Raw genomic sequence first — 21,756 nt, forward strand, 5'->3', positions numbered from 1 at the left:
AACTAGAAACACCTCTAAAAGAATAATTCCTAAAACATAATTTAAATCCATGAACCCTGCCATACAAGCATTTAATCAGTCCCTTTCGCCCCAAGAAGCAAAAATTGGGAACTTTTTGGCTCAATATATTTCGGAAGAATTGCCCGAGGCCACTTGTAAAATTTGGCATGCGATACCCGTCTGGTTTATCCAGGATAATCCGGTGGTGGGCTATAGCTCACTCAAAAGGGGGATTCAATTGCTATTCTGGAGTGGGCAGTCTTTTGAAGAAAATTCTTTAGAGGGGATAGGCAAGTTTAAAGCCGCTGGAATTTATTTCAATACCCTCGAAGAAATTCCCCAAGAAGACTTACGGAGATGGCTTCAAAAAGCCAAAACCATACAATGGGATTATAAGAATATCGTCAAAAGAAGAGGTTTGTTAGAAAGAATACAAACGAAAATTAATCCAACCTAAAAAGTTCTGGATTAGGACAATTTTGAGCATAAAAATCCATATCTCTACGTGAACAAACCCCTGGGTAATCCCCAACAAATCCTTGCAAATCTCGAATCAATTGAAAATGTAAATGAGGGGGCCATCCACCATTTTCAGATGAATTTCCCAAATGCCCAATCAATTGACCTTGCTGAATAGTTTGGCCCAAAACCAAGCCTTCCAAATCTTGAGTAGCCAAATGGCCGTACAAACTGTAGATAAGTTCTCCCTGGATTTGATGCGCTACAATCACGGTGGGCCCATAGTTTCCTGAGCCTTCATTCACTTGAAAACTATGTACTATACCATCCATGGGAGCAAAGACTTCTGTACCTGCCTCCGCCCAAATGTCAATGCCTAAATGAATATTTCGAAAGTCTTGTTGGTCTGTTGCAAAATAATCGTGCGATTCATACATCCTTCGATGCTCTAAATAACCCCCTAAACCATATTTGTTCGTTCCCAATGATTCCCGAATGAACTGACAAAATCGGCCAATATTTTGATATACATCGGCATTAAAAATAGGATTTTGTGCACTTAAATCTAAGATTTGGGTGTTAGCATTCGAAAGCGGGGGAACAAATAAGGTAGAAATCATAGTTCACTAAATAAGTATGGAATGGCTTAACCACAGCCTTAAACAAAATTGATGATCCATCCCATGGAAAATGAAATTTGCTTAAAGATTAGACAAAAACATTAAATTGCCCACTAAATTATGAAAAGAAGACGTATGCTAGGCTTTCTAGGAATATTAACAAGTATCTCGCTGGGTTCTTGGATTGCCTTCAATAAAGCTGTTTTGGGTGCAAACCCCAAAGGGAAAAGACTGGAGCGGATTAAAAACTCTCCTCATTTTAAAAATGGAGAATTTCAAAATCTATCTTACACGCCCACATTTGCAGAGGAGAATAATAAAATAGGCTCCATGTGGCGCGTGATGACCAGTAAAAACATCCGCACTAAACCTAGCGTGGCATTGCCTACGGTAAAAACTGATTTCACCAAAATTAGTCCTAGCACCGACTATATGATTTGGTTCGGACACTCTTCTTATTTATTTCAAATAGAAGGCAAAACCTTGTTGATTGACCCTGTTTTAAGTGGTTATGCTGCTCCCTTTTCCTGGTTAAATGCCTCATTTAAAGGAACCGATCCCTATACTGCAGAAAGCTTACCCGATATAGATTATTTACTTATTTCACATGATCATTATGACCATCTCGACTATGAAACGATTCTGAAATTAAAAGGAAAAGTTAAGCGAGTGATCTGTGGTTTGGGAGTGGGAGCTCATCTAGAGCATTGGGGCTATTCTCCCGATATCATAGAGGAATTGGATTGGAATGAGTCCATTGAATTAGAAAAAGATTGGAAATTAACGGCCACTCCAGCAAGACATTTTTCAGGTAGAGGGATACAAAGAAACAAAACACTTTGGCTGTCTTTTGTTTTAAAAACCCCTCATCACAACCTATTCTTGGGTGGAGATAGTGGTTATGACCATCACTTTAAAAACATAGGCGAAAAATATGGACCATTTGACCTAGCCTTGATAGAACAGGGCCAATACAATTTAGCTTGGAAATACATTCATTTAATGCCCGAAGAAATTTTCATCGCAGCCAAGGAATTAAATGCCAAAAAGATTTTTGCAGGACATAATTCCAAATTTAAATTAAGTGTGCATCCTTGGGATGAACCCTTAAAACGCTTATGGGAAAACAGTAAAAAACAAGATATTCCTGTAATTACTCCTAAAATTGGCGAACTGGTAGACCTAAAGGATAATCAATCGACATTTTACAATTGGTGGGAAGGGATTGTATAAGCCTATGAAACCGCTTACTCCCAAAAATGAGCCATTGAGCAAAAAATCATTCATTATAGGTCAAAGAATTCGGTTATTGCTTGTAAGTCTTTAGGTGGATATAAAACCGCCAAGTGTTCTATAAGAAATAAATACACGAGTAAAATCGTTTTGTAAGCAATTTTTAGCCCATTTCTTCTAAAACCATGAAAAGCGAAATCATCCAAAATCTAAACAATCCGGAAAAACTAGAAAGCCTCTACCGAGAAAATACTGCTGCTTTTAAAAGAGAATTTAACCTGGTTTTTCCTGAATATTCCAAAGAACCCAGTGTTCAATTTTGGAATCAGCGCTTAAATTTTAAACAAGAAGGCATTGGTTTAGGCGACAGAAACGAATTGCTTTTTATAGGAGCTTTATTTGTTTTGGCTTCCCTTATCTCACAAATACCACAATTCTTTGGCTTCAATCAGGATGTCTTTTTCCAAAGAAATATATCTTTTGTCGTTTTTCCTGTTTTAAGCTTTTATTTCATTTGGAAAGAGCAATTAGCTTTTTCTAAATTCCTTCTGCCATTAGGTATTGGCTGTTTGGCCGTAATTTACATCAACCTACTTCCCACAAGCACTCACTCTGATTCCATTTTGTTGGCCTGCCTTCATTTACCTTTGATCGGCTGGTCTATCTGGGCATATGCTTATTTAGGCGGAGACTTGTCTAATTACTCCAAAAGAATCGAATTTTTACGGATGCACGGTGATTTACTGGTAATGTGTGCCATCATTCTCTTATCGGGAGGATTATTTACAGCAATCTCCTTGGGTTTATTTGAAATTATTGGCTTGGATATTAAAGAAATTTATGGAAAATATGTGATTGTTAGTGGCCTTTCATGTACTCCTATTTTAGGTAATTTTTTAATTCAAAAGAACCCCACTTTAGTCAAAAATGTTTCTCCCGTTATTGCCAAAATCTTTACCCCTGTGGTATTTGTGTTCCTTTTCATTTATTTGATTGCCATGCTATACACGGGCAAAGACCCTTACACAAATCGGGAGTTTTTATTAATATTCAATGGCCTTTTAATTGGCGTCATGGCATTGATTCTTTTTTCAGTAGCAGAGGCAGAAAAGCATGAAACTGGCCCAAAAACCACGTTGCTTTTATTGGGTCTTTCAGCTTTAACCATTATCGTAAATGGAATTGCGCTTTCTGCTATTAGTTTCCGCATCATAGAATGGGGAATTACACCCAACCGAATTGCGGTCTTAGGGAGTAATTTATTGATATTTATTCACCTACTTTTAGTGGCCAAATCCCTATTTAAAGCTAGCCAAGGAAAATCTGACCTTAATCAGGTAGCCAAAAGTATCGCGGAATATTTGCCAATTTATGTGATCTGGGCAGCAATCGTTTGCTTTGTTTTCCCCTTACTATTTCAGTTTAAATAAAACATAAAAAAGGCCTTCAATTCTATAAATGAAGGCCTTTTTTTATCAACATGATTCTGGTGCTTATTGATATTTAGCTGGATCTAAACGGAAAAAACGAACTGCATTATTGAATAAGATGTCTCTTTTTTGATCAAATGAAAGGTAATTGGCATTTTCAATTACTCCAATGGACGTCTCCAACAATTTTGGCCACACCATCAAATCTGTGCCATACATGATTCTCTTTCCAAAGCCTGCTTGTACCAATCTTCTCAAATACAGGTGAATTTCTTCCAAAGGATAACTCCAAATTAACCCGGCTAAATCGACATACACATGGGAATTAGCTCCCATCAAAGCCACCATTTCATCGATCATCGGATAGCCGGCATGCATTACCCAAACTTTTAATTTTGGATGGCGAGCTAATAAATCCTCCAACAACAAAGGGTTCCCCAAAGATGCCCGGTATTTAGGTGATGTTAAATTAGCCATGCCATTTCCACCAGTGCCCATGTGAATAGCTACTGGGACATTTAATCGCTCCGCAACTTCAAAATATTTATCGACCGACGGATCACTAGGCGATAATCCTTGGTATTGCAAACCCACTTCTCCTACAACTTTATAAAATCCGGTTTTCAAAGAATCCTCAAAAGCCTGCACGGAGATCCCATTGGCAGAATTAAAGCCAATGGAAGGAATTACTCGATCCGGAGCAGCAGCCTTTTTCCAATTGCGAATCACTTGAGGGTCTCCTGATGCCACAATGGTCATGTTTAACCGTTTCATGGTCTTCATTAACTCCTCTTGAAATTCTTGATCGGATTTTGCTGCTTTTAACATGATGGCACCTTCTGCATTCAAGAACTTGGGAGTTGGTTCATTAGGATCTGTGCCTGGCATATTACTTAAAAACCAAGGCGACATGTCAGAAGCAAAATTGGGATTGACTTTCATGGCATGTACATGTACGTCAATGATCGGTAAATGCTTCTCAGCCTTACTTTGTCCCAAACTCAGTTGAGCCATTAACAAAAACAGAAAACCTGCGAATAATAGTGTTTTTTTCATGCGTTCTGGAGATAAATATTGTATTTTTCTTCTAATAAAATTTACAAAAGCCTCTTATTGTATCTTTATGCTACAATATAAACAACCTAACGAATTTTTGTATGCCTTTCTGGCTTTATTTGTAGCTTTTACCACTCAATAAACCTATATTTTTTTAAAAAGACATTAGAAAAGCATCCATGAATGCTTTTAAAGAATATAGCCCCAATCATATGAACCCACTTTCCCATAAAAAACCTATTCTTTTTGGCTTATTAGCTATTTTGTCTTTTTCCAACATACTGGCTCAGCAAAATTCTACTCAAGCAAATCTTGGTAGCCGCAAGGTCGAAATACTTCAAGTCCAAAACTTAAAGTTTAAAGACCTGAATAAAAACAAAAAGCTAGATCGTTACGAAGACTGGCGTTTGCCTATTTCGGAAAGAATTAAGGATTTGGTATCTCAAATGACCTTGGAAGAAAAAGTAGGTTTCATGTTGATCTCCACCACGCGCATGGGAGGCGACAACGTTTTTGGAGCAGCACCTGCCTCAGGAACGGCAACGCCAATAAATGATGGTTTCAATGAGGAAGACCTAGTTCAAAATACGAACATGTTTACTAGAAAACCTCTAAGTGCACCTAACATGGCCTCAGCAGGAACTACGAAAGGAGTGCGCCAATTTCATTTACGCCATTTCATATTAAGAGCTAATGCATCACCAGAGATTATGGCAAAATGGTCTAATAATCTTCAGGCATTGTGTGAAGACACGCGACTAGGGATCCCAGCCATCGTTGCATCCAATCCCAGAAATCATGTAACAACCGATGCTTCCGTAGGATTAAGCGTGGGGGTTACGGCCTTTTCTAAATGGCCAGGAGAATTGGGACTAGCAGCCATGCGGGATTTTAGCCTAACACGCCAATTTGCTGAAATTGCCTCACAAGAATGGAGAGCCGTTGGATTAAGAAAAGGCTATATGTACATGGCTGATTTAGCGACTGAGCCTAGGTGGCAACGCGTAGAAGGAACCTTTGGTGAAGATGCGGATTTGACTTCACGGATGATTCAAGAAATCATCCTTGGTTTTCAAGGGAAAAAAATAGGCGCCAATTCCGTGGCCATGACAACGAAACACTTCCCGGGAGGTGGGCCACAAGTGGATGGACAAGATTCCCATTTTGATTGGGGAAAGTTTGCCCATTATCCAGGAGGCATGTTTGATTTTCATTTAAAACCATTTAAGGCAGCCATAGCAGCAGGTACCTCGGCGATTATGCCCTATTATTCCGCTCCTAAGGGAAAGGAATTTGAGGAAGTGGGCTTTTCCTTCAATAAGGCCATGATTAATGATTTACTTCAAAAGAAATTAGGCTTTAATGGTATCATCAACTCAGACACCGGTCCCATTGAAATGATGCCTTGGGGAGTGGAAAACTTGACTATTCCTGAGCGTTATCAAAAAGCCCTTCAAGCAGGAGTGGATATATTTTCTGGTGCTGCTGACCCTGGTACTTTATTGGAAACCGTTAAAAAAGGAATGATTTCCGAGGATCGAATTAATCAGTCAGTAGCTAAATTATTAAAGGAAAAATTTGAATTAGGTTTGTTTGAAAATCCTTACGTTTCCGTGGAAGAAGCGAGCAAAATTATAGGAAATAAAGCCTCCACGGATTTAGCCAACATTGCCCTTCGTAAGTCCATCGTCCTACTTCGCAATGACGAGCATGTTCTACCCATTAAAAAGAAGACTAAGGTGTTTTTTGAAACATATTTCAACACAGGACGAAATACGGATTTCATCAAAGTAGCTAAACCCAATTACCCTGATGTAGAATTTGTTTCAAGCAAGGAAGAGGCAGATGTCATCTTAGTTTGGCTCATTCCAAATGGCGGAGGATTGTTCAGTTCTCAAGGCACTAAAATTGATTTGAGATTATCTGCTAATCGCATTGATGTGAATCATGTCAATGAGTTAATCCAAAGCAAACCTACCATCGTAGCGATCAATTATACCAATCCTTGGGTGATTGAGGAAATTGATAAAGGAAAAACAAAGTCCATTATTGCCACCTTTGGAACTACCCAAGAAGCATTATTGGATATCGTAACAGGTAAATTCAAGCCAAGTGGAAAAATGCCATTCACGACACCGATCAACATGAAAGCGGTGGAGGAAAATAAGTCTGATGTTCCTGGTTATATGGAAGGTCCAAATTATGGTTTATTCCCATTTGGACATGGCTTAACCTATAAATAAAACGTAGGTTTTGGCTAAATGACTTATCAATATAAAAAGGCAAAAGGGGGACATTTTATCAATTTCTTTTAATTTTAAAAAATGTGATTCCATGAACCCCAAAGTAGATGCCTTTCTGGTAAAATTAGCCCAATGGCAAAGTGAATTGAGTGTGCTCAGAAGCCTCATATTGGATATGGGTTTGGAAGAGGATTTGAAATGGGGTTCGCCTTGTTATACTTTTGAAAAATCCAATATTGTTATACTTCAAGGATTCAAAGACTACTTTGCCATCATGTTTTTTAAAGGGGCTCTTTTACAAGATCCCGCCAAGGTATTTAGTAAACCGGGAGAACATACTCAGTCGAGTCGACAGATTCGATTTCGACATCTGGATGAAATCCTAAGCCAGGAGGACCTCCTAAAAGCCTATATTTTAGAAGCCATCGAGGTAGAAAAAACAGGAGCCAAAGTCGTTTTAAAAACCTTGGATGAATATGCGGTGCCCGAGGAACTAGAGGCCGTCATGGAGGAAAATGAAGCTTTCAAAATTGCTTTTAAAAGTTTAACGCCCGGCAGGCAAAGAGCCTACCTCTTGCATTTTTCGGAAGCCAAACAATCGGCCACTCGCTTGACGAGAATCGAAAAAAACATGAAACGTATTTTAAGTGGAAAAGGGCTCAATGATTGCATATGTGGACTTTCTCAAAGAATGCCCTCATGTGATGGATCACATAAACAATTGAAGTAATCATTTGCTCAATCAAATAATCTTTTGATTCAACTTCATCCTATACTCATTCGGAGTTTGACCCATTTTTTTGATTCTCCGTGTGAAGATACCAAGCTATTCTTATGGAATATTAAGTTCGTTTATCCATTAAAAGGGCTAAAATAGGCCCATAAATTTCATTTCAATAAAAAAATTCAGACCTTTGCAGCTCTGTTAATTAATCTTCATGAAATTTAAAACCACACTTTTGCTATGTATACTAGCAAGTGCTAACCACTTATACGCTCAAAAAGACAGTACACAAACACCCTCTTTTTTTGCAGGACAAATCACCGCTACCAATAATGGTGTTTCATTGATTCCTTCGTTTTCATTAGGTAAACCTGCCTTATTATTCGACTTATCACTAGGCAAAGGAAGATTAAGTTTTGATCCTATGTTGCGCTTTGCCATGGACGGGAAACCATGGGCTTTTGTATTATGGTGGAGATATAAAGCTATCCAGCAAAAAAAATTCAACATGAGCGTAGGGGCTCACCCTGCCTTTGTTTTTCGAAGTGAAGAAGCCAATGTCAATGGAGTAAATACCTCCTATTTAAAAGCCCAACGCTTCTTTGCTTGGGAAGCCACTCCCTTATTATCGGTTCACAAAAATATTTCCTTAGGCTTTAATTATTTAGGCTCTGTGGGACTTACCAAAGATGTGACACAAAGCACCACCTTTTTATCCTTAAAAAGTATTTTCTCCCATCTTACCTGGTACAAAGATTGGGAAGCAACCATTATCCCTCAGTTTTTTTACTTAAAAATGGATGACCTAGATGGCACCTATGTCAGCGGGGCATTGGTTATTTCCAAGAAAAAAAGTCCGATGACTTTAACGACCATGTTTAGCAAAAAACTGCGTTCTGCATTGCCTGGAGATGACTTGCTTTGGAGTGTCGGGTTAAATTATAACTTCAACCACAAATTCAGAAGAATCAACTAAGGCTTTAAGGTTCCTACCAAGAATTGAAGCACTTTGGTTTTTAAATCTTCTGTATCATACATGCGCCCAAAATGAGGCGCATCTTTAACAATAATCAGTTCGTTTTTTACGCCAACGGTACTCAACCATCCGCTTAATAGCTTAGATTGTTTGTTATTTACACTCTTGTCTTTTTCTCCATGGATAATTAAAAAAGGAGGATCCTGTCGATCTACATAGCTAACCGGACTGGCCTTCTTGGCTAGGTCTGGTCGGTCCACCGGAACGGCCCCTAATAAAATAGCTTCGGGTGCTTTTGGATCATCACTACTTTCAAGACTTGTTAAATCAGAAGGGCCATAAAAGTCTACGACTGCTTTGATATTGAATTTTTGGGCTTTCCCATTCATAAAAAAGGCTCCTACCTGGTTATTATTTGCAAGACCAAGCAAGGAAGCAAGATGCCCACCGGCAGAAAATCCCATGATGGCGATTTTGTTTTTATCTAAGTGGTATTTATCCGCCTGCTCAACTAGGTAAATTAATGCTTGGTTGCTATCTTGTATTTGAGCGGGAAAAATAGCTTGACTCGCCCAGCGATAATCAATGGATGCCACCGCAAAGCCCTGATTGATCATGGCAGTTAGCGTATTTCCCATATAGCCCATATCGGCATATTTATCATTAACTAACCAGCCTCCACCATGTATGAAAACTACCAAAGGAAGTTTTCCAGTCGTATTAGCAGGCAAATAAATATCCAATAAATGCTTTTTCAAGGTATCCTGAGCAAAGGGAATGTTCGCATGAAGGACAGTTCCTGCAGGAAAAAGCTTGAGAACAGGATTGCTTGCTTGGGACAATAGCGAATTCGCCTGCAAAAGAAGAAGGAGGCAAAAGCCCCAATTGGTCAATTTCTTAGGAATTAATTTCATCATGATGTATTACAAAATAATTACTCAACGTGCATTGAACTACCAATAAGCATTTTTAAAACCAGAATATCAAAAAAAGCCCATCCATTTGCAAGGACGGGCTTTCAATTTAAAGAAACTACGCTATTTGATTTCCAAAAGGTTGCTTGTATAAACGCTTCCCCGTAGCCTGATATATTGCATTGGCCATCGCACCAAAAATTGGTGGGAATGGCGGCTCTCCTAAACCGGTCGGATCTATTTCATTCGCCACAAAATGCACATCGATTTTCTTCGGTGCTTCATTATGACGAATCATTCGATACGTATCAAAGTTCTTTTGATTTGTGCTTCCTTCTGTAAAGGTCAAATTGCCAAATAAGGCATTCCCAATCCCGTCTATCGCCGCTCCCTCTGCCATATTCTTTGCTCCTTCTGGGTTTACAACTACGCCACAATCCACTGCAGATATAACATGATCTACTATTACTTGACCATCCTTTACATGCAAGTCTATCACTTGCGCAGCATAGGAATTATGACAGAAATATGCCGAAACGCCTCGCTTTTTGTTGGCATTCTCAGGCTTACCCCATCCCGATTTATCCCTAACTAATTCCAATACGCCCATATATCTAGACGCATCATAATCATTGTTTTTACCTACTGGCGATTCCTTAGCCCTTTTCAATAATTCCAATCGGAAAGCAATAGGGTCCTTACCCATGTATTCTGCTATTTCATCTAAAAAAGATTGCTCAGCTGCGGCATTAAAATTGGAGCGTGGAGCACGGAATGCTCCCACCGTAATGTTCGATGGAATAGACCAGCTTTCAGCCATGTAATTGTCGATAGCTCCTGCAGGAAAACGGTTGGCATGTAAGGGTGACTCTGGAATACCTCCACCTTTAATATGCATCGCGGTTAATCGCTTGTTTTCATCAAAAGCAGCCCGATAGGTTAATTGGTAAGTTGGACGATAAATACCTCCACTCACATCATCCTCGCGGCTATAGACCAATTTTACAGGTGCATTAGCTTGCTTGGAAATTAAGGCCGCCTCCACCATATAGTGACCATAGGCCCTGCGACCAAAGCCTCCTCCCATACGGGCTAATTGAATCTCAATATTTTCCTTGGGAATACCCAAACGCGTAGCAATGGTATTAGCAATAAAATCTGGACCTTGTATCGGTGCTACAAATCTCACTTTATTTCCTTGGAAATGCGCAAAGGTATTGGTGGGCTCCATGATATTATGGGCCAAAAACGGAGCAGTATAGGTTCTTTCAATGATATGTTTAGCTGCTTCAAATGCTTTTTCAGGCTCTCCATCTTTTCGCTCCACACGACCTGGCTTTTTATCCATAGCCAACATATCCGCATAGTGTTTGCTCGTACTTTCCAATCCTCCAGGAACAACCGTCTCCCGATTATTCATTATTTCCTTGGTATCTGGAGCATTTTCCCAAACAACATTTAACCTTTTTCGGGCATTCATAACATCCCAAGTGCTCTTACCCACAACAGCGATTACCTCATTAAATGAACGCGTGTCAAACATGGCTAATTTTTGTGTTGGCTCGTACACTTGAATGGTAAATACATCCACAATGCCTGGCATTTTCTTGGCAGCTGTTGCATCAAACGATTTCAAACGCATACCAAATGCTGGAGGACGTTCCGTCATGGCAATTAGCATACCTTCCTCCTTGTAATCCATGCCAAACAAGGGCTTACCATGGACAATCTTACTTCCCTCAACATTTTTCTGTGGAGTACCTAATAACCTAAATCCTTTATTGGCTTTTAGAACAATATCTTTTGGCATAGGTAATTTAGAAGCTGCGCTAGCGAATGACCCATAAGTAGCAGATTTCCCACTAGCGGCATGCTTTACTTGTCCTTTAGAAGTCGTCAATTCGGCAACTGGAACATTCCATGCTTGACTCGCTGCCGTTAATAACATTTGTCTAGCCGATGCACCGGCTGTTCGCAATAACTTCCATGCAGAACGGATCGACTGACTTCCACCAGTAAATTGACGGTTGAAAAGTGCAGGATTATAGCTAGCTTGTTCTACCACAATAGCTTTAAAATCAACATCCAATTCCTCCGCAACCAACATGGGTAAGGAGGTCATGACATTCTGACCAAACTCCGGATTGGGAGAGAAAATTTTAATCACATTATCAGGTGTGATTTTGATATAACTGGTCAGCTCTTGCCAAATAGGTTCTGCGCCTAATTCGGCTAATGTTTCTACGGGTTTAGCGCTAGCAAACCAGGAAATCCCCAACATAAATCCCCCTCCTGAAAGAGAAGAGACCTTTAAAAACGAGCGTCTGCTGTAATTTGAATCTGTCTTTTTCATGTTATTTCGTGTTCGAAGCGGCTAATTGAATGGCTTTTTTAATACGGGTATAGGTTCCACAGCGACAAATATTTCCCGACATAAAATTATCGATATCTTCTTCAGTAGGACGAGGTGTATTTTTCAATAAGGCGGCAGCACTCATGATTTGTCCAGACTGGCAATAGCCACATTGTGCCACATCCAGGTCTAACCAGGCTTTTTGAACAGGATGATCTCCCTTTTCAGCTAAGCCCTCAATCGTAGTGATTTGTTGGTTTGCTAAAGAAGAAATCGGCAATTGGCAGGAACGAACTGCAATCCCATTTAAATGAACGGTGCAAGCTCCGCAGGATCCTACTCCGCATCCATACTTGGTACCTTTCATGTCCAAAATATCTCTTAATACCCACAATAGAGGCATGTTTTCATCTACCTCAACGGTATGAGATTTTTTGTTAATTCGTACGGTGAATTTCTTTATCATAGCTTGGTATTTTTATCAAGGTTACAAATGTATTCAATTGGTCTTCGAATAAATTATAATAATCAAACAATTAAATTACTCTATACTTCTGGTTCCTAGCCACTTAACCATGGCAGGATCTCGGTGGTCAAAAAAGCTACTCTTTTGCGTATCCAACGTCCTCACCATTTCCATCTCCCCATCCGTCAAATGGAAATCAAAGACTTGGAAATTCTCTTGCATTCTACTTTTTTGAATGGTTTTAGGTATAGCTACAATGCCGCGTTGAATCAACCAACGAAGAATAATTTGAGCTATGGATTTATTGTGGGCTTGAGCTATGGACATTAACATTGGATTTTCAAACATTCCATTTTTGCCTTCCGCAAAAGGACCCCATGATTCTATCTGTATTTCTTGTTCTTTTAAAAACTGCTGGTTAGCTATTTGTTGCTGGAACGGATGGGTTTCTACTTGATTTACCGCGGGAAGAATGTCGGTATGATTCATCAAATCCACGATTCGATCAGGCTGGAAATTACTAAGTCCGATGGCACGAATACGACCCTCTTGGTACAATTTCTCCATAGCCCTCCATTCTCCAAAAACATCCCCATAAGGCTGATGGATTAGATACAAATCCAGGTAATCAAGTTTAAGTTTTTTCATGGATTTATCAAAGGCTGCCAAGGTACCTTCCAATCCATTTCTTTGAATCCAAAGTTTAGTGGTAATGAATAAATCCTCACGAGGCAATGCGGAAGATTGAATAGCCCGACCAACGGCCTCCTCATTACCATAAGAGGCTGCTGTGTCAATGGAGCGATAGCCTACTTCAAGGGCTTCGCTGACACTTTTTTCACATGCAAATGGATCCGGGATTTGGAAAACTCCAAAACCCAAAATGGGCATTTTAACTCCGTTATTTAATGCAACATACTCCATACCAATGCTTAGTTCAAATGGCGATATTGTAAAGGTGTATTTCCAACCCGTTCCTTAAAGAGACGAGTGAAGTGCTGTGGATATTTGAAACCCAATTCATATGCGATTTCATTGATCGTTTTGTTGCCATCAAAAACTCGATCTTTGGCTACGTTAATTAATTTATTTTGAATCAATTCTTTCACAGATTGACCGGTTTCTTTTTTAATTAAATCCCCAAAATAATTGGCCGAAAGATTAACTTGATCTGCAAAGTAGGCCACCGAAGGCAGGCCTAAGGACTGAGGTTTATCGGATACAAAATACTCATTTAAAAGGTCTTCAAAACGAGCTAAAATACCTTTGTTTACATGCTCACGAGAGATGAATTGGCGATCATAAAAACGCTCACAATAATTGAGGAATAATTCAATATTGGCTGTAATCAACTTCTTACTATGCTTGTCTACACTTTGAGATAATTCAAAAGCTATTTTCGAAAAACAGTCCAATACAATTTGTCGCTCAGAATCCGAAATATGCAATGCCTCATTCGATTGATAACTAAAGAAATGGTAGGTAGCCAAAGCTTTCCCTAAGGACGTTCCATGCATTAAATCAGGATGAAAAATTAATCCATAGCCTTTTGGCTGATAGGATTTAGCGGGAATTTCAAATTCAGATATTTGGCCGGGAGCAAAGAATACCAAGGTTCCTGCTTGGTAGTCGTAGGTATGCCTACCATATACGATATCACCACATTTTACATCTTTCAAATAAACACAATACAAGCCATAGTGAAACTTAACTCGATTTACTTCATCGCCCCATTCACGAGGAGCCGCTTTAGAAAAATCAATCACCGTCACTAAGGGGTGAAGTGTGGGATGATTATTGTCCGTATTGTATTGACTTATCGAGTCAATTGAATAGTTACGTATCATGATACTTCTAGTTTGAAACGAAATTAACATAATTCTAATTTCTAAATTCTCTATTAAATAGAATCAGTAATTATGGTAGACAAATCCGTAATTTATCTACTATGTTTATGTATTAATAGCATGAGATTTGCAGCTAATCATACAACAAAAAGCAAATATCCCATGAAAAATTTACTCGCTACCTCCATATTAATCTTTGTTTCCACTTTAGGATGTTTAGGTCAAAATAATTCAGCAGAACAAGAAATCATTCAATTATCCAAAAATAAATGGCAGTGGATGGCGGATAAAAATGTGGATAAGCTCAGTCAATTATTCCATGAAAAATCGGTTTTTGTTCACATGGGAGGAAGTTGGGGAAAAGACCGCGAAGTTAACATTATCAAAGGGGGAATGATTCACTATAAAAAGGCTGACATACATTCCGTTTCGGTCCAAATCATTGATTCAACGGCTATCCTATTAAACCGCATCACTTTACTAGCTGTAGTTGGTGGAAACGAGGTAACGAACCCTTTTGAGGTAACCGAAGTTTACATCAAACAAGCTAAGGGATGGCGACTAGGTTCACTATCTTTCACTAAATTAATGACGAATAATCAATAATGAATGTAGACTGAATTTAACATTTAGAAATGGTTGTATTAAATTGCTTAGGCTCCAATATTGATTCCCCAAGATTAAACCTAATTGTATCATGGAAAAGCAAAAATCCGTTTCACGTAGATCCTTTTTACAAGCTGCCGCACTTAGTAGCGGGGGATTCATATTAAGTTTCACCTATTTTCCAAGCATAGCCTCCTCTGCAAATTCCGCCAAAACAGTTGGTACCAAGCCCCATGAAATGAATGGTTTTGTTAAAATTACTTCAGACAATATCATTCAAATCATGTCGCCCAATCCAGAAGGTGGACAAGGAGTAAAAACCTCCATGCCGATGATTGTGGCAGAAGAATTGGATGTGAATTGGAAACAAGTTCAGGTAATTCAAGCGGATTTAGATACTAAGCATTTCACTAGACAATACATCGGGGGAAGCCAAGCTATACACCAAGGATGGAAACCCCTTCGCCAAGCAGGTGCTGCAGCCCGTTTGATGTTGATAGAAGCGGCTGCCAAACAATGGCAAGTACCTATCCAAGAAATTACTACTTCCCAAGGAATGCTTTTCCATAAAAAAAGTGGTAAATCTGCTAAATATGGGGATCTGGCCAGTTTAGCGGCAAGCATTCAAATACCTACCACGATTCCATTAAAAATAGTTAAGGAATTTTCCATTATTGGTAAGTCCAAAACAAATGTTGATTTAAAGAAAATTGTTACCGGAAAACCATTATTTGGCATTGATACCCAAGTTTCAGGTATGCTGATTGCCATGATTGTTCACCCTCCTGCCTTTGGACTTGAATTAAAATCCATCCAAGATGCAGAAGCTAGAAAAATGAGGGGCATCAAAGATATTTTCCCGATTAAAATATTCAACGATGGATATGAAAAATCCTTTTTTGATACGACAAGTTTCAATGAGGTCGTAGCCATTGTAGGAAATTCTACCTGGGAAGTACTACAAGCCAAAAAAGTACTACAAGTCACTTGGCAGGAATCAAAAGCTTATTCTCAGCCCAGAAATATGCTAGGCCGAAAAATGGTGGAAAATATACCTGCTGGCCTTGAAAGCACATCGAAGCACATGGCCAGCATGGCCGCTAAAAAAGACCAAGCAGCAACGGTTAGGAGAAAAGACGGCGATGTAGAATTAGCTCTTAAATCTGCCGCTAAAGTCATCGAAAAAACCTACTATGGGCCATATTTGGCACATAATTGCATGGAGCCCATGAATTTTTTCGCTGATGTAAAAAATGATTCCGCCTATTTATCTGGACCATTACAAAAACCTGAACTAACAGAGCAATCCCTTTCTGCCCGACTAGGGCTCCCGCTAGATAAAATCAATATTCAAATGACTCGTCTAGGTGGTGGTTTTGGAAAGAGATCTTATGCACACTGGATGATTGAGGCAGCACTTATATCACAAAAAGTTCAAGCTCCCGTTAAACTTGTTTATACCCGAGAGGATGACATGACTTCAGGTGTTTACCGCTCGACATATTCGGCCACATATAAGGCCGCTTTGGACGCGCAAAATAACCTGATAGCTTTTCATGTAAAAGCGGGAGGTATCCCCGAGTCTCCTTTATATCCAAACCGCTTTCCTGCAGGTGCTGTTGAAAATTATTTAGCTGAAGACTGGACCATAGATTCCAATATTACTGTAGGCTCATTTCGCGCTCCACGTTCCAATTTTATGGCAGCTGCTGAACAGTCTTTTCTAGATGAAGTAGCTGAACTCGCTGGTAAAGATCCGATTGATTTCCGGCTGGAATTGTTAAAACGTGCCGCTGAAAAACCTGTAGGTAAAAACAATGAATATGAGCCAGAAAGATATGCAGGAGTTTTACAATTAATCAAGGAAAAATCAAATTGGAACCATATCAAATCGACTAAAAAAGTAGGGGTTTCTGCTTATTTCTGCCATGATTCTTATGCAGCCAATATCATAGAACTAGAGATGAAAAATGGCATTCCTGTAATTGAAAAAGTTCATTGCGCCATTGATTGCGGTATTGTGATTAATCCCACCGGAGCACAAAATATGGTAGAAGGTGGTGTAATCGATGGAATTGGTACGGCTTTATTTGGAAATATGCCCATAAATCAAGGTGTTCCTCAGCATAAAAATTTTGATACCTATCGCATGATTCGCATGAATGAGGCACCAAAATCCATTGCTGTTCATTTTGTGAAAAATGAGATTGATCCCAGCGGCATGGGAGAGCCTGCCTATCCTCCCGTATTTGCCGCATTAGCCAATGCCCTTTATAAAGCCACAGGTAAACGTCAATATCATCAACCTTTCATTGATCATATCTAGATTTCAAGCTTCATCTAGTCAAAGCTTCCTTTACCTTCACATTAATTCATTAGTTCCCTTAAACTAAAAACCCTTTAGCCATTAGCTAAAGGATTTCCAAACCTGTGTTCTATAAATTATAATTTTTTTGCCCTGGTTTTAGGATAACCTGTGCCAGTTAATATTTCGTTGATTAAGCATAATGAAGTATATTTTTTTACAATGCAAATTTGCTTCAAAATTACCGTTAAGTAAAAAAACCATTGTTCATTTTGGGGAATTTTGAACAAATAAGGGCACTTTTAGTCGCCATTTGAACACACTAAAATGCTTAAAATTAAAATGTTTAAACTTGTTTTTCTATAAATTTTCAATTAAGTAAATCCTCATTTGTAACCTAATAATTTATCCACTCATTGAAAATGTAGACTTAATACTTTTTCCATGAATTTGTTTACATCAAATAAGATAGATCTTTGCTTTTGAGTTTTCTATCTATCAAATGTCAGATTTATCCTTATTTATTTACCTTATTCTTGCATCCACCATCGGCCTGGTAGTTAGTTTAATTTTAGTTTTTGGACAAAGCATTTCCACCTTAAGTTCTAAATTATTGGCTGGTATACTTTTTTGTCTAGTCATATTATCTACAGGAAATAGCCTCACGCTGACCCATTTTCTGTATGATTATCCACAATTCTTTAAAACATATACTTGGTCTGCCTTCTGCCTTGGCCCACTCCTCTATTTATACATCAGAACCGTTCTGAATCAATCTTACAAGCTATTTTGGAAGGATTTATGGCTATTTGTTCCTGTATTATTATATCAAATTCATCGCCTTCCCTTTGATTTATTGAAAAAAGAGGAAAAGTATCTAATTGTAAAAAATGCGCTTAGTAACAGAATGGTGTTTTTCAATGAATCGGAAGGGTTATTGCCTCCTGGATGGATAGCCATTATCCGAATAATCGTATTAGTCATAAGTACCTTTGCTTGCTTAAAATTGTTAACCAATTGGCATAAAAAGATCTATGATGCTAGCCTTCAAATAGAAAGAAATAAACAGATTTACCGATTTCTGTGGGTTACTATGATTTTAATGACTTCAGGAACAATCATCGTAGCCATTTTCACTTTCATTCAAGTATTAACAGGAATGTTTATGGCTAGACTTATCATCCTGGTAATTTCATCAGAGATTCTTTTAATCTGTGGCTATTTATTTACTCAACCCAAAATTTTATATGGGATGATTGGTTGGATACAAATGGAAGAACCTATCCGATCCTTAGAGGAAACATCCACCAAAAATGAAGAACTCAAACCTGAGACAGAGGATACCAATTATATCAGCTATTACCGAGGAAAAAACATTTTAAATTCAATCGAAATACATTTTAAAAATAATCACCCCTTTACCACCATCGGATATTCTCTATCCGATTTATCAAAAGAAATAAACGTTCCCGCCTACCTAGTCTCAGCAGTTATCAATCAAGAATTTGATAAAAACTTCAATGAGTTTATCAATGATGCCCGTTTTGAATACCTCAATACCATGCGTGAAAACGATGTCAATTTTGATAAATATTCCATAGAATACATCGGTACAGCTATCGGTTTTGGGTCCAGAACCTCTTTTATTACAGCCATAAAAAAAAGAACGGGCTTACTACCTAAAGAGTATTTAGCAGGCGTTTAATTCATTTTCAAAATGAGATAATCTGTTTATTAATATCATCCCAGAAATACGTTTCCACAGTAATTATTTAAGGGTATTCTTATGCCCAAAAAAGCCTTACAAGCATTAAATAGCTTAAACATTTAGTATTCGGTCATCCAATAATTTATTATCTTCGTTTTTAAGCCCTCATCATTATGCTTATTTATGGATTAGGATTACTCGCTTTTAGTTACTTAGCTGGCCAACTATTTGGAGATTTTTTAGGTGAATTAATTGGCGTTCAAGCCAATGTCGGCGGGGTTGGTTTTGCCATGCTATTATTGGTTCTCCTCCATAATTATTTCCACAAAAAGCAATGGCTTAAAGGCAATTTTGATGAAGGAATTGGATTCTGGAGTAATATGTATATTCCTGTCATTGTCGCCATGTCCGCTAGTCAAAATGCTTTGCTTGCATTTAATAAAGGTGTACTTCCCATCGTAGCAGGAATTCTGATTGTTGTGATTGGATTTGTATTAGTTCCCATCATTTCGAAAATCAAAACCACTGCTTCATGAATATTATTTCCTTTTTTGAGAAAAATGGTATGATTACCAGCTTTCTTCTCATTGCCATCATCATGCTGGTAGCTGAGCAAATTTCAACCCGACTTTTACGAAAAAAAATACCGGGATCAGCCATTGCTATTTTATTAGGTTTGGTTTTGGCCTATTACGGAGGTTTGCAGACTGGCGGAGAAAAAGGAATAGCTGATATAGCTTTTTTTAGTGGTTTTAAGTTAGTAGGGGGATCCATGTTTCGGGATTTTTGCATTGTTTCCACCGCATTAGGAGTTAGTTTCCCCGTTATGCTACAAGCCGGTAAAGCAGGTGTTATTTCCTTGATGCTAGGCTTAGTAGTCTCCTTTGTAGTAGGGATTTGTGTGGGCCTAGCTTTTGGCTACCATGACGCAGAAAGTCTAGCTACCATAGGTGCTGGTACCTTGACATTCATTGTAGGCCCAGTAACAGGCTCGGCTTTGGGTGCAAGTTCTGATGTTATTGCTTTAAGTGTGGCAACAGGCGTAGTTAAAGCCATAGCGGTGACCATTTTTACACCTTTAATAGCTTCAAAAATCAAATTAGATAATCCCCATTCGGCCATGGTTTTTGGAGGAATCATGGGTACCACAAGTGGAGTGGCGGCAGGATTAGCCGCCACGGATCAAAAGCTAGTTCCTTATGGTGCACTAACTGCCACATTCTATACAGGATTAGGCTGTTTACTTTGTCCAAGCGTCTTTTACCTAGCACTAAAAGCCCTTATGTAAACAGTACTTTTAAATCGTTTTTAGTCACTTTACCCATCGCGTTTCGAGGTAATTCGGATAGGAACAAATACTTTCTTGGTACCCGATAAGCGGGCATTTTACTGCGCATAAACGTATTTAATTCATCGGAGCTAGCTTGGCCCTCTTTTAATACAACCACCGCAGCGACTATTTCACCCCATTCCTCATCGGCTAATCCCACCACCGAGCAGTCCTCAACTGAGTTATGAGTTCTCAATACTTCCTCAATTTCCAAGGCAGATAATTTATAGCCACCTGATTTGATGATATCCGTGGAATTTCTTCCTAAGATTCGATAATATCCATTCGCTAATTCCGCCACATCACCCGTTTTAAACCAACCATCTGTTGTAAATGCCTCTCGGGTCGCATTTTCTTTTCCCCAATATTCCTTAAAAACAGTTGGGCCTTTTATTTGAATCTCTCCAGGCTGATCAAAAACAAGTTGATTTTCTTCATCAACCAATCTCACTTGAACTCCAGGAAGTGGCATGCCAACATGCCCCGCCTTACGCTCGCCCTCATAAGGATTACTTATTGCCATCCCTATTTCCGTCATACCATATCTTTCCAATAATCGTTGCCCACTCAAGGCTTCCCATTTCTCCATTACGGAAACAGGTAATGCCGCCGATCCAGATATCATCAATCGGAAAGCTTTCATACACACTTTTAATTCCTCCCTTTCCTTATCTGTCAAGGATTCCAAATAGGCTATCAACTTGAAATAAATGGTTGGAACAGCCATGAATACATTCAATGCCCCTTGCTTAAATCGAGCAAAAATTTCTTCGGCCGAAAACTGCGCTAAAAACTCTACTTTTCCACCAACATATAAAGTTGCCGAGATAACATTGATAATTCCGTGTATATGATGTAGTGGCAAAACACATAAGGTATGGTCATTAGCAGAATACCTCCAAGCCTCTACCAAAGACTTGATTTGACTTTCAATACCGAGGTGTGTACTTAAAACCCCCTTGGGTAGGCTCGTGGTGCCACTTGTATACAAAATCATGGCACCCCTATCTAGGCTGACATCAGGTAGTAGGTGTGAGGGGGAATCCACCATATCATCCCAGAGGTATAAGCTTATTCCTGCCTCCTGGCAATACTCAGATAAAAGCGGCAAATAAGACTTCGAACAAATAAATTTCTTAGCTCCCGTATCTTGAAGGATGTATTTAATGGATTCTAAAGGATGGGCTAAGGCAACTGGTACCGCTATTCCTCCAGCCAACCAAATCCCCCATTGAGATGAAACATAGCAAAACCCTGGCTCTACCATATACGCCACAGGCGACTGATGTAAATCGGTTTGTTTTCCGAGCAGTGTCCCCGCAACTTTTTCCGACCGATCTATCAGCGATGTGTAGGTATATGTTTGTGAATCTGACAATATTGCCTGTGATTCTCCAAATTTTTGAGCGTTTCTTTGAAAATATAACATAACTAGGGTTGGATTGGCTATTCATCTATTGAATCAAAAAGATTCAATAGTTTTAAA

19 protein-coding genes are annotated in these 21,756 nt (G+C 38.9%); 11 read left to right on the forward strand and 8 right to left on the reverse strand.

From position 1 onward, the window contains the following. Positions 1–49: 49 nt before the first annotated feature. Positions 50–457 carry a DUF1801 domain-containing protein gene (locus SKC36_RS10115; RefSeq protein ID WP_459453709.1) on the forward strand — a complete coding sequence of 136 codons (408 nt, stop codon included), beginning with the start codon at positions 50–52 and terminating at the stop codon, positions 455–457. Here SKC36_RS10115 and SKC36_RS10120 read toward each other — a convergent pair. Beyond that, entirely contained in the window at positions 444–1,079 is a 636-nt protein-coding gene (locus SKC36_RS10120; RefSeq protein ID WP_459453708.1) for a peptidoglycan DD-metalloendopeptidase family protein, read from the reverse strand. The two genes, SKC36_RS10115 and SKC36_RS10120, sit on opposite strands and share 14 nt — an antisense overlap. A 120-nt stretch (positions 1,080–1,199) precedes the next feature. On the opposite strand from SKC36_RS10120, the gene SKC36_RS10125 reads away from it, so the two are divergent. Further along, positions 1,200–2,312: an MBL fold metallo-hydrolase gene (locus SKC36_RS10125; protein WP_459453707.1), complete on the forward strand. Its 1,113-nt coding sequence runs from the start codon at positions 1,200–1,202 to the stop codon at positions 2,310–2,312. A gap of 185 nt (positions 2,313–2,497) precedes the next feature. After that, entirely contained in the window at positions 2,498–3,742 is a 1,245-nt protein-coding gene (locus SKC36_RS10130) for a hypothetical protein (protein WP_459453706.1), read from the forward strand. A gap of 63 nt (positions 3,743–3,805) precedes the next feature. Here the strand turns inward: SKC36_RS10130 and SKC36_RS10135 are convergent, their stop codons facing one another. After that, on the reverse strand, positions 3,806–4,798 hold the full coding sequence (locus tag SKC36_RS10135) for an amidohydrolase family protein (RefSeq protein WP_459453705.1): 993 nt from the start codon (positions 4,796–4,798) through the stop codon (positions 3,806–3,808). A 179-nt stretch (positions 4,799–4,977) separates the two neighbouring features. Here SKC36_RS10135 and SKC36_RS10140 point away from each other — a divergent pair, with 179 nt between their 5' ends. From SKC36_RS10140 to SKC36_RS10150, 3 genes are all read left to right on the forward strand, one after another. Continuing rightward, positions 4,978–7,041, forward strand: a complete 2,064-nt coding sequence (locus SKC36_RS10140) for a glycoside hydrolase family 3 protein (RefSeq protein ID WP_459465788.1) — start codon at positions 4,978–4,980, stop codon at positions 7,039–7,041. Between the two features lie 91 nt (positions 7,042–7,132). Further along, complete coding sequence (locus SKC36_RS10145) at positions 7,133–7,771, forward strand: YdeI/OmpD-associated family protein (RefSeq protein ID WP_459465789.1); 639 nt, start codon at positions 7,133–7,135, stop codon at positions 7,769–7,771. Positions 7,772–7,979: 208 nt separating this feature from the next. Beyond that, complete coding sequence (locus tag SKC36_RS10150; protein WP_459453700.1) at positions 7,980–8,741, forward strand: hypothetical protein; 762 nt, start codon at positions 7,980–7,982, stop codon at positions 8,739–8,741. Here SKC36_RS10150 and SKC36_RS10155 read toward each other — a convergent pair. The 5 genes from SKC36_RS10155 to SKC36_RS10175 all read right to left on the reverse strand — a co-directional run bounded on the left by SKC36_RS10155 (position 8,738) and on the right by SKC36_RS10175 (position 14,321). Further along, entirely contained in the window at positions 8,738–9,658 is a 921-nt protein-coding gene (locus tag SKC36_RS10155) for an alpha/beta hydrolase fold domain-containing protein (RefSeq protein WP_459465790.1), read from the reverse strand. The two genes, SKC36_RS10150 and SKC36_RS10155, sit on opposite strands and share 4 nt — an antisense overlap. Before the next feature lie 115 nt (positions 9,659–9,773). Next, on the reverse strand, positions 9,774–12,008 hold the full coding sequence (locus tag SKC36_RS10160; RefSeq protein ID WP_459465791.1) for a xanthine dehydrogenase family protein molybdopterin-binding subunit: 2,235 nt from the start codon (positions 12,006–12,008) through the stop codon (positions 9,774–9,776). A 1-nt stretch (position 12,009) separates the two neighbouring features. Next, positions 12,010–12,471, reverse strand: coding sequence for a (2Fe-2S)-binding protein (locus SKC36_RS10165; RefSeq protein WP_459453999.1), 462 nt, complete (start codon positions 12,469–12,471; stop codon positions 12,010–12,012). A gap of 78 nt (positions 12,472–12,549) precedes the next feature. Next, complete coding sequence (locus tag SKC36_RS10170; RefSeq protein WP_459465792.1) at positions 12,550–13,398, reverse strand: aldo/keto reductase; 849 nt, start codon at positions 13,396–13,398, stop codon at positions 12,550–12,552. A gap of 8 nt (positions 13,399–13,406) precedes the next feature. Further along, positions 13,407–14,321, reverse strand: a complete 915-nt coding sequence (locus SKC36_RS10175; RefSeq protein ID WP_459465793.1) for a helix-turn-helix domain-containing protein — start codon at positions 14,319–14,321, stop codon at positions 13,407–13,409. Positions 14,322–14,483: 162 nt separating this feature from the next. Here SKC36_RS10175 and SKC36_RS10180 point away from each other — a divergent pair, with 162 nt between their 5' ends. The 5 genes from SKC36_RS10180 to madM all read left to right on the forward strand — a co-directional run bounded on the left by SKC36_RS10180 (position 14,484) and on the right by madM (position 20,228). Further along, positions 14,484–14,927, forward strand: a complete 444-nt coding sequence (locus SKC36_RS10180) for a nuclear transport factor 2 family protein (RefSeq protein WP_459453695.1) — start codon at positions 14,484–14,486, stop codon at positions 14,925–14,927. 91 nt (positions 14,928–15,018) lie between these two features. Continuing rightward, positions 15,019–17,253 carry a xanthine dehydrogenase family protein molybdopterin-binding subunit gene (locus SKC36_RS10185; RefSeq protein WP_459465794.1) on the forward strand — a complete coding sequence of 745 codons (2,235 nt, stop codon included), beginning with the start codon at positions 15,019–15,021 and terminating at the stop codon, positions 17,251–17,253. A gap of 481 nt (positions 17,254–17,734) precedes the next feature. Beyond that, entirely contained in the window at positions 17,735–18,937 is a 1,203-nt protein-coding gene (locus tag SKC36_RS10190; RefSeq protein WP_459465795.1) for a helix-turn-helix domain-containing protein, read from the forward strand. A gap of 176 nt (positions 18,938–19,113) precedes the next feature. Next, positions 19,114–19,476, forward strand: a complete 363-nt coding sequence (madL, locus tag SKC36_RS10195) for a malonate transporter subunit MadL (RefSeq protein WP_459453692.1) — start codon at positions 19,114–19,116, stop codon at positions 19,474–19,476. Beyond that, positions 19,473–20,228 (forward strand): malonate transporter subunit MadM, encoded by a 756-nt coding sequence (gene madM / locus SKC36_RS10200; protein ID WP_459465796.1) that lies wholly within the window; start codon positions 19,473–19,475, stop codon positions 20,226–20,228. Before madL ends, madM begins: the two co-directional genes overlap by 4 nt. Here the strand turns inward: madM and SKC36_RS10205 are convergent. Continuing rightward, on the reverse strand, positions 20,221–21,699 hold the full coding sequence (locus SKC36_RS10205; protein ID WP_459465797.1) for an acyl-CoA synthetase: 1,479 nt from the start codon (positions 21,697–21,699) through the stop codon (positions 20,221–20,223). The genes madM and SKC36_RS10205 overlap by 8 nt on opposite strands. Positions 21,700–21,756 lie beyond the last annotated feature (57 nt).

This window comes from Aquirufa sp. OSTEICH-129A, assembly GCF_054558355.1.

What these genes read in the sequence shown, in the direction of transcription:
- SKC36_RS10115 (WP_459453709.1), top strand. Translation starts at nt 50, where the DNA reads ATGAACCCTGCCATACAAGCATTTAATCAGTCCCTTTCGCCCCAAGAA.
- SKC36_RS10120 (WP_459453708.1), bottom strand. Translation starts at nt 1,079, where the DNA reads ATGATTTCTACCTTATTTGTTCCCCCGCTTTCGAATGCTAACACCCAA.
- SKC36_RS10125 (WP_459453707.1), top strand. Translation starts at nt 1,200, where the DNA reads ATGAAAAGAAGACGTATGCTAGGCTTTCTAGGAATATTAACAAGTATC.
- SKC36_RS10130 (WP_459453706.1), top strand. Translation starts at nt 2,498, where the DNA reads ATGAAAAGCGAAATCATCCAAAATCTAAACAATCCGGAAAAACTAGAA.
- SKC36_RS10135 (WP_459453705.1), bottom strand. Translation starts at nt 4,798, where the DNA reads ATGAAAAAAACACTATTATTCGCAGGTTTTCTGTTTTTGTTAATGGCT.
- SKC36_RS10140 (WP_459465788.1), top strand. Translation starts at nt 4,978, where the DNA reads ATGAATGCTTTTAAAGAATATAGCCCCAATCATATGAACCCACTTTCC.
- SKC36_RS10145 (WP_459465789.1), top strand. Translation starts at nt 7,133, where the DNA reads ATGAACCCCAAAGTAGATGCCTTTCTGGTAAAATTAGCCCAATGGCAA.
- SKC36_RS10150 (WP_459453700.1), top strand. Translation starts at nt 7,980, where the DNA reads ATGAAATTTAAAACCACACTTTTGCTATGTATACTAGCAAGTGCTAAC.
- SKC36_RS10155 (WP_459465790.1), bottom strand. Translation starts at nt 9,658, where the DNA reads ATGATGAAATTAATTCCTAAGAAATTGACCAATTGGGGCTTTTGCCTC.
- SKC36_RS10160 (WP_459465791.1), bottom strand. Translation starts at nt 12,008, where the DNA reads ATGAAAAAGACAGATTCAAATTACAGCAGACGCTCGTTTTTAAAGGTC.
- SKC36_RS10170 (WP_459465792.1), bottom strand. Translation starts at nt 13,398, where the DNA reads ATGGAGTATGTTGCATTAAATAACGGAGTTAAAATGCCCATTTTGGGT.
- SKC36_RS10175 (WP_459465793.1), bottom strand. Translation starts at nt 14,321, where the DNA reads ATGATACGTAACTATTCAATTGACTCGATAAGTCAATACAATACGGAC.
- SKC36_RS10180 (WP_459453695.1), top strand. Translation starts at nt 14,484, where the DNA reads ATGAAAAATTTACTCGCTACCTCCATATTAATCTTTGTTTCCACTTTA.
- SKC36_RS10185 (WP_459465794.1), top strand. Translation starts at nt 15,019, where the DNA reads ATGGAAAAGCAAAAATCCGTTTCACGTAGATCCTTTTTACAAGCTGCC.
- SKC36_RS10190 (WP_459465795.1), top strand. Translation starts at nt 17,735, where the DNA reads ATGTCAGATTTATCCTTATTTATTTACCTTATTCTTGCATCCACCATC.
- madL (WP_459453692.1), top strand. Translation starts at nt 19,114, where the DNA reads ATGCTTATTTATGGATTAGGATTACTCGCTTTTAGTTACTTAGCTGGC.
- madM (WP_459465796.1), top strand. Translation starts at nt 19,473, where the DNA reads ATGAATATTATTTCCTTTTTTGAGAAAAATGGTATGATTACCAGCTTT.
- SKC36_RS10205 (WP_459465797.1), bottom strand. Translation starts at nt 21,699, where the DNA reads ATGTTATATTTTCAAAGAAACGCTCAAAAATTTGGAGAATCACAGGCA.